This is a genomic window from Microbacterium sp. HMWF026 (assembly GCF_003061325.1).
In the GTDB taxonomy this organism is placed as follows: Bacteria; Actinomycetota; Actinomycetes; order Actinomycetales; family Microbacteriaceae; genus Microbacterium; species Microbacterium testaceum_E.
Genome location: NZ_QAJB01000330.1, coordinates 1 through 6,857 on the forward strand (window position 1 = coordinate 1; position 6,857 = coordinate 6,857).

Consider the following 6,857-nt stretch of genomic DNA (forward strand, 5'->3'; position numbering starts at 1 on the left):
CCCGTACATCACTCCCCCTCGCCTGTCACCCCACCCGTCCACTCCCCCGCGCTGGCGCACGCTTGACTACGTAGCGATCGTGCTGCCAAGAGAGTGGGTAGATCGCACATGAGCGACATGGAGATGGCGCGTATCGCCGCCGGTAGCGTGCTGCGCATCGATCAGCGCGGCAGCGAACGCCGCGAGATTGTCGTCCAGGCGTTCGAGATCGGGCGGTACGCCGTCACCGAGGAGCAGGTCGCCGAGTTGCTCGGCATCCCGTCGCAGAATTCCCGTCGACCCGCCACGCACATGAGCTGGCTGCGCGCGATCCGCCTGTGCAACGCGCTCAGCGAGTGGGAGGGCCTCGACCCCGTGTACTCGTTCGACGGCGAGCTCGTCACGGGCGACCCCGACTCCGAGGGCTTCCGCCTGCCCACCGAGGACGAGTGGGAGTACGCCTGCCGCGCGGGGTCGACGGGCATCGCGTACGGGCCCGTGCGCGAGGTCGCGTGGACCGCCGCCGACGGGCTGGGTCACCCGGCCGAGGTCGGCATCCGGATGCCGAACCTCAACGGACTGTTCGACACCCTCGGAAACGTATGGGAGTGGTGCTTCGACCTGTATGACCCCGAGGGTGAATCCGACGCGCGCGTGTTCCGCGGCGGCGGGTGGGCGGACCAGCCGAACGTCGTGCGGGCCGCGGCCCGACGTGGGGGCCGGCCGCGGGAGGCGTTCGACGACGTGGGCGTGCGCGTCGCGCGCGGACCGCTCAGTCGTCGGTCGTGATCGCCTCGGTCAACTGCTCCATGAAGGCGGCGACCGTCGTCAGCTGCGCATCGTCGTACTGATCCGCCGTCTCGCGCATCGCGCCCAGGTGCACGCCGAAATGCTGGAAGAACTCGCGACGCGACTTGTCGGTCAGCACGACCACCCGCGAACGGCCGTCGGACGGGTGCTTGCGCCTCTCGAGGTGACCCGAGGCGACGAGCCGGTCGATGAGCTTGGTCGTGGATGCCGTCGAGATGCGCAGGTGGGTGGCCACGTCGTGGGGGCTGACCATCTCTCCGCGGCGCTCCCGGATGGTCAACATGCGCAACGTCGCCAGGTCGCTGGCGTTCATGTCCATGTCGCCCTTCATGCCGCTGTGCATGCGATCGAGGGCGTCACTGAGCGACTGCACGGCACGAAGGGTTTCGAGCACGGCAGGCCTCGTAGCAGAGGTCGACACGGCATCCGGCACGGTGGACACCCCCTTTCGGTCACGGTATTGTCGGGCTCACATCGCTAGCTAAACTAGCAAACGGGAGGCACGATGAGCGAGACCGAATATGTCGTCCTCCTGGACGACTTCGGCAACGAGATCGGCACGGCGCCCAAGGCCGACGTGCACGATACCGACACGCGTCTGCACCTCGCATTCTCGTGCCACGTCGTCAACAGCCAGGGCCAGGTGCTCGTCACCCGTCGCGCTCTGCACAAGAAGACGTGGCCCGGCGTCTGGACCAACTCGTTCTGCGGCCACCCCGGCCCGGGCGAGGCGATGACCGCCGCCGTGCACCGCCGCGGAGAGTTCGAGGTGGGCCTGCGCGTCCGCGACGTCGAGCTCGCGCTGCCGACCTTCCGCTACCGCGCCGTCGACGCCAGCGGCATCGTCGAGCACGAGATCTGCCCCGTGTACGTCGCGCGCACCGACGACGAACCGCAGCCCCACCCCGACGAGGTCGCCGAGTACCGCTGGGTCGACCCCCTCGAACTCGCCGCCTCGCTCGAGACGACTCCCTGGGCGTTCAGCCCGTGGCTCGTGCTCCAGGCGCAGCAGCTGCACCTGTTCGACCCCGCACCCGCCGTGAGGAGAGCCTCGTGATCTTTGCCGTCCCCAGTGCCCCCACCGCGCGTCAAGAGATCGAAGACGCCATCGAGACCTCGCTCGAACGCCTCGAGCACCGCCTGCTCCCCCTGGGCGACGGCGCGCACGCCCTGGCATCCGCCATCCGCCGTGCGACCACCGGCGGCAAGCGCTTCCGTCCCCTGCTCGTCGCGGCGGCCTACGACACGCTCGACGGCGACGGCGTCAACCTGTCGGACCTCTGGCGCATCTCGGCCGCGTTCGAGCTGCTGCACACCGCCTTCGTCGTGCACGACGACGTCATCGACCACGACCTCGAGCGACGCGGCATCCCGAACGTCGGCGGAGAATTCCGCCAGCGCGGCCTCGACAAGGGCGCCGACGAGACCGGAGCCTCTCTGCTCGGCACGGCCGCCGGCATCCTGGCCGGCGACCTGCTGCTGCACGAGGCCACGCGCCTGGTCGCCCTGAGCAACGTCCCCGCCGAGAGGCGCGCCGACCTCGTCACGCTCGTCGAAGACGCCGTGATCGTCTCGACCGCCGGAGAACTCGCCGACGTCGAGAACTCCATCACCTCGGCCGACCTCGACCCCATGACGATCCTGCAGGCCACGCGCGACAAGACCGCCGTCTACTCGTTCTCGGCCCCCCTGCAGGCCGGAGCCGTCATGGCCGGCGCCGACGACTCCACCCTCCACGCCCTCGAGCGTTTCGGCGAGCGACTGGGCCTGGCGTACCAGCTGATCGACGACCTGATCGGCGCCTTCGGCTCGCCCGAGGTGTCGGGCAAGGACGAGGGCTGCGACCTGCGCGAGGCCAAGAAGACCCACCTGATCTCGCTCGCACGCGAAACTGCGAGCTGGCCCGAGGTCAGCGAAGCCCTCGCCCAGGCGCACACCGGCCCCGTCGCGATCCGCGTCGCCCAGACCGCCCTGGCCAACTCGGGCGCCCGCAAGGCCCTCGAGCGCCTGGTCTACGACACCCTCGACGAAGCCGTCAACATCGTGAGCCTGTCGACCCTGCCGACAGAGTGCAAGACCATGCTGATCGAACTCGTCGACATGGTGGCGGAGCGCGTTCCGTGAGCACCGCGCCCACGGGCCTCGAACTGTATTCGCAGACGGCCGACGCCGCCGCCGCCGCCGTCATCAACCGCTACTCCACCTCGTTCGGCATCGCGACCAAGCTGCTCGGGCCCCGCCCGCGCCCGCACGTCCGCAACATCTACGCCCTCGTGCGCGTCGCCGACGAGATCGTCGACGGACCCGCCCACGACGCCGGCCTCTCTCCCGAGCGGGAACGCCACGTGCTCGACGCCCTCGAAACCGAGGTGATGGATGCCATCGCCACCGGCTTCAGCGCCAACCTCGTCGTACACGCCTTCGCCCGCACCGCGCGGGAGTGCGGCATCGGGGCCGACCTGATCGCCCCGTTCTTCGCCTCCATGCGCACCGACCTCGACACCGCCTCGCACGACGACGTCTCGCACGACGCCTACGTCTACGGTTCGGCGGAGGTCGTCGGGCTGATGTGCCTGCAGGTCTTCCTCAACGCCGGAATGTCGGCCCCGGCCCGCCCCGCCGCCGACATCGTCGACGGCGCACGGCGCCTGGGCGCGGCCTTCCAGGACGTCAACTTCTTGCGCGACCTCGCCGACGACGCCGACCGCCTCGGCCGGGACTACCTCGACGGGGCCGCCGACGACGACCGCCGCACCGCCGTGCTCGACCGGATCGACGCCGACCTCGCCGCCGCGGCATCCGTCATCCCCCACCTTCCGCCCGACTGCCGGGCCGCCGTGACCACGGCGCACGACCTGTTCGCCGAATTGTCGCGGCGCCTGCGCGCGACCCCCGCCGGAGCCCCGCGCGTTCGCGTGCCCGACGGCGTCAAAGCCACCCTCGCCGCCCGCGCCCTTCTGGGGCGGCCCCCGAAAGGACCACGCTCATGAGCGCCCAGCGCATCGTCGTCGTCGGAGGCGGGATCGCCGGACTCGGCACCGCCGCACTGCTCGCCGACCGCGGACACGACGTCCAGCTGTTCGAAGCCCGTGACGCCCTCGGCGGCCGCGCCGGATCGTGGGAGCAGGACGGCTTCCGCTTCGACACCGGCCCCAGCTGGTACCTCATGCCCGAGGTGTTCGACCACTTTTTCCGCCTGCTCGGCACCAGCGCCGACGAGCAGCTCGACCTCGTGCGCCTCGACCCGGCGTACCGCGTCTACGGCCCCCCGGGCAAGGGCGAGCCCATCGACATCGTCTCGGGACGCGAAGCCGTGCGCGCGCTGTTCGAGAAGCACGAGCCCGGCTCGGGCGACAACATCGAGAAGTACCTCGACTCAGCCAAGGACGCCTACGAGCTGTCGACCTCGAAGTTCTTGTACGACCCGTACTCGTCGACCAAGGGCCTGCGCGACCCCGCGCTGATCAAGCGACTGCCCACCCTGATCCCGCTGCTCACCCGCACGCTCTGGAAGCGCGTCACCGACGACTTCAAGAACACGCGGCTGCAGCAGATCCTCGCCTACCCCGCGGTGTTCCTCGGCGGCTCGCCGTTCGAGGTGCCGAGCCTGTACCACCTGATGAGCCACCTCGACCTGGGCGACGGCGTGCTGTACCCCAAGGGCGGCATGACCGAGATCATCAAAGCCATCGAGAAGCTCGCCCGCGAACGCGGCGTGCGCATCGAGACCTCGTCGCCGGTCGAAGCCATCATCACCGACTCCGGCACCGCGCGCGGCGTGCGCCTCGCCGACGGACGCGTGATCGCCGCGGATGCCGTGGTCTCGGGCGCCGACCTGCACCACACCGAGAACGTCCTGCTCGAAGAGAAGGACCGCCAGTACCCCGAGAAGTGGTGGAAGGACAAGGTGCCCAGCCCCGGCGCGCTGCTGCTGCTGCTCGGCGTCACGGGCGAGCTGCCGCAGCTCCCCCACCACACGCTGCTGTTCACCGACGACTGGCACACCAACTTCGACGCCATCTTCGGCGAGGACAAGAAGATCCCCGACCCCGCGTCGATCTACATCTGCCGCCCCAGCGCCTCGGACGACTCCGTCGCCCCCGAGGGGCACGAGAACCTGTTCGTGCTCGTCCCCGTCCCCGCCGACCCCGACAGCGGCCGCGGCGGTGTCTCGGGCGCCGGCGACCCGCGCATCGAAGCCGCGGCCGACCGCGTCATCGCGCAGATCGGCGAATGGACCGGCATCCCCGACTTCGCCGACCGCATCGTCGTGCGCAAGACCATCGCGCCCGAAGACTTCAAAGAAGACCTGCACGCGTGGCACGGCAACTCGCTCGGACTCGCGCACACGCTCAACCAGAGCGCGATCTTCCGCCCCAAGAACCGCTCGCGCAAGGTCGACAACCTCTACTACGCGGGCACCTCGGTGCTGCCGGGCATCGGCCTGCCGATGTGCCTCATCTCGGCCGAGCTCGTGGTCAAGCGCATGACGGGCGACACCACCCCCGGCCCCCTGGCGGAACCCGCGCGCGCGGCGGTCTGACATGCCCGGGATCTACCTGGGCGCGATCCTCTTCTCACTGGTCGGCATGGGCCTCATCGACTGGAAGTACTCGCTCGCGCTGAGGGTCGCCCCCGTGCGCACGACGATCGCCGTGCTCGTCGGGACGGCGTTCTTCCTCGCGTGGGACGTCGTCGGCATCGTCACCGGCGTGTTCGTCAAGGGCGAGAGCCCCCTGTTCGTCGGCGTCATGCTCGCCCCGCACCTGCCGCTCGAAGAGGTCTTCTTCCTGCTGTTCCTGAGCTACCTGGCCGTCGTGATGTTCGCCGTATTCGAACGGCGCGCGGCGGCGCGCGAGCGGGTGCCGTCGTGACCTACCCGCTCATCGTGCTGCCGTTCGTGGTGCTCACGGTGATCGTCACCCTCGCGACGGCGCGGCTGCCGCGGTTCCGCCAGCGCATGGCATCCTCGGGTCTCACCGCCCTGGTGCTGGTCGGCCTGACCCTCGTGTTCGACAACCTCATGATCGCCGTCGACCTGTTCTCGTACCCGCCCGAGCACCTGAGCGGCCTCAAGCTCGGACTCGCCCCCGTCGAGGACTTCGCCTACCCGCTGTGCGCGGCGTTCCTCGTGCCGGCGGTGTACACGCTGCTGTCTTCCGCCCCGTCCCCGAAGGATGCCGCATGACCCTCCCCGCACTGACCCCCGGACGCATCGTCCGCGAGCTGTTCGTGTCGTCGCGGCCGGTGAGCTGGATCAACACCGCCTTCCCCTTCGCCGCCGCCTACCTGCTGACCACGCGGCAGATCGACGCGCCGCTGATCATCGGCATCCTGTTCTTCCTCGTGCCCTACAACCTCGCGATGTACGGCGTGAACGACGTCTTCGACTACGAGTCCGACCTGCGCAACCCCCGCAAGGGCGGAACGCACGGCGCCGTGCTCGCCAAGCGCATGCACCCCATCACGCTGTGGGCGTCGACGCTGTCGTGCCTGCCGTTCGTGGTGTACCTCGTCATCATCGGGTCGCCGCTGTCGTGGCTCGTGCTGGCGCTCAGCCTGTTCTTCGTCGTGTTCTACTCGGCGCCGCCGCTGCGACTCAAAGAACGCCCGTTCCTCGACTCGATGACCAGCAGCATCCACTTCTTCTCACCCGCCGTGTACGGCCTGGTGCTCGCCGGCGCCGTGTGGACGTGGCAGCTCGTGTTCGTGTTCGTCGCGTTCGCGCTGTGGGGCATCGCCTCGCACGCCTTCGGCGCCGTGCAGGACGTCGAAGCCGACCGCGCCGCCGATATCTCGTCGATCGCCACGGCCCGCGGAGCCCGGTGGACCGTGCGCTTCGCGCTGATCTCCTACCTTCTGGCCGGTGTGGCGATGCTCTTCACGGCCTGGCCCGGTCCGCTGGCCGCCGTGCTCGTGATCCCGTACCTGGTCGTGTGCTGGCCGTACCGGAACGTGACGGATGCCGACAGCGACCGCGCCACCGCCGGATGGAACCGCTTCTTGTGGTTGAACCAGATCGCCGGCTTCGGCACGACGATGCTGCTGATCTGGTGGTGGTTCTTGAG

The 6,857-nt window shown here is 69.5% G+C and carries 9 protein-coding genes; 8 read left to right on the plus strand and 1 reads right to left on the minus strand.

Features of this window, described 5'->3' with window-relative positions:
* Positions 1 to 108 precede the first annotated feature (108 nt).
* A complete protein-coding gene (locus DBR36_RS12475; RefSeq protein ID WP_108319851.1) occupies positions 109 to 768 on the plus strand; it encodes an SUMF1/EgtB/PvdO family nonheme iron enzyme in 660 nt (219 codons plus the stop codon).
* Here the strand turns inward: DBR36_RS12475 and DBR36_RS12480 are convergent.
* Complete coding sequence (locus tag DBR36_RS12480) at positions 752 to 1,183, minus strand: MarR family winged helix-turn-helix transcriptional regulator (RefSeq protein WP_258222800.1); 432 nt, start codon at positions 1,181 to 1,183, stop codon at positions 752 to 754. The genes DBR36_RS12475 and DBR36_RS12480 overlap by 17 nt on opposite strands.
* 111 nt (positions 1,184 to 1,294) lie before the next feature.
* Here DBR36_RS12480 and idi point away from each other — a divergent pair, with 111 nt between their 5' ends.
* From idi to DBR36_RS12515, 7 genes are all read left to right on the plus strand, one after another.
* Entirely contained in the window at positions 1,295 to 1,846 is a 552-nt protein-coding gene (gene idi, locus DBR36_RS12485; RefSeq protein ID WP_108319853.1) for an isopentenyl-diphosphate Delta-isomerase, read from the plus strand.
* Complete coding sequence (locus tag DBR36_RS12490; protein WP_258222802.1) at positions 1,843 to 2,913, plus strand: polyprenyl synthetase family protein; 1,071 nt, start codon at positions 1,843 to 1,845, stop codon at positions 2,911 to 2,913. Before idi ends, DBR36_RS12490 begins: the two co-directional genes overlap by 4 nt.
* On the plus strand, positions 2,910 to 3,779 hold the full coding sequence (locus tag DBR36_RS12495) for a squalene/phytoene synthase family protein (protein WP_108319855.1): 870 nt from the start codon (positions 2,910 to 2,912) through the stop codon (positions 3,777 to 3,779). Before DBR36_RS12490 ends, DBR36_RS12495 begins: the two co-directional genes overlap by 4 nt.
* Positions 3,776 to 5,332 carry a phytoene desaturase family protein gene (gene crtI, locus DBR36_RS12500; protein WP_108319857.1) on the plus strand — a complete coding sequence of 519 codons (1,557 nt, stop codon included), beginning with the start codon at positions 3,776 to 3,778 and terminating at the stop codon, positions 5,330 to 5,332. The genes DBR36_RS12495 and crtI overlap by 4 nt, the downstream gene beginning before the upstream one ends.
* Position 5,333: 1 nt before the next feature.
* The gene (locus DBR36_RS12505; protein WP_108319859.1) at positions 5,334 to 5,663 is read left to right on the plus strand and encodes a lycopene cyclase domain-containing protein; all 330 of its coding nucleotides are present in this window, start codon (positions 5,334 to 5,336) and stop codon (positions 5,661 to 5,663) included.
* Positions 5,660 to 5,977 (plus strand): lycopene cyclase domain-containing protein, encoded by a 318-nt coding sequence (locus tag DBR36_RS12510; RefSeq protein ID WP_108319861.1) that lies wholly within the window; start codon positions 5,660 to 5,662, stop codon positions 5,975 to 5,977. Before DBR36_RS12505 ends, DBR36_RS12510 begins: the two co-directional genes overlap by 4 nt.
* The coding region (locus DBR36_RS12515) for a prenyltransferase (protein WP_181373587.1) at positions 5,974 to 6,857 on the plus strand (884 nt) is incomplete at its 3' end. The genes DBR36_RS12510 and DBR36_RS12515, both read left to right, overlap by 4 nt.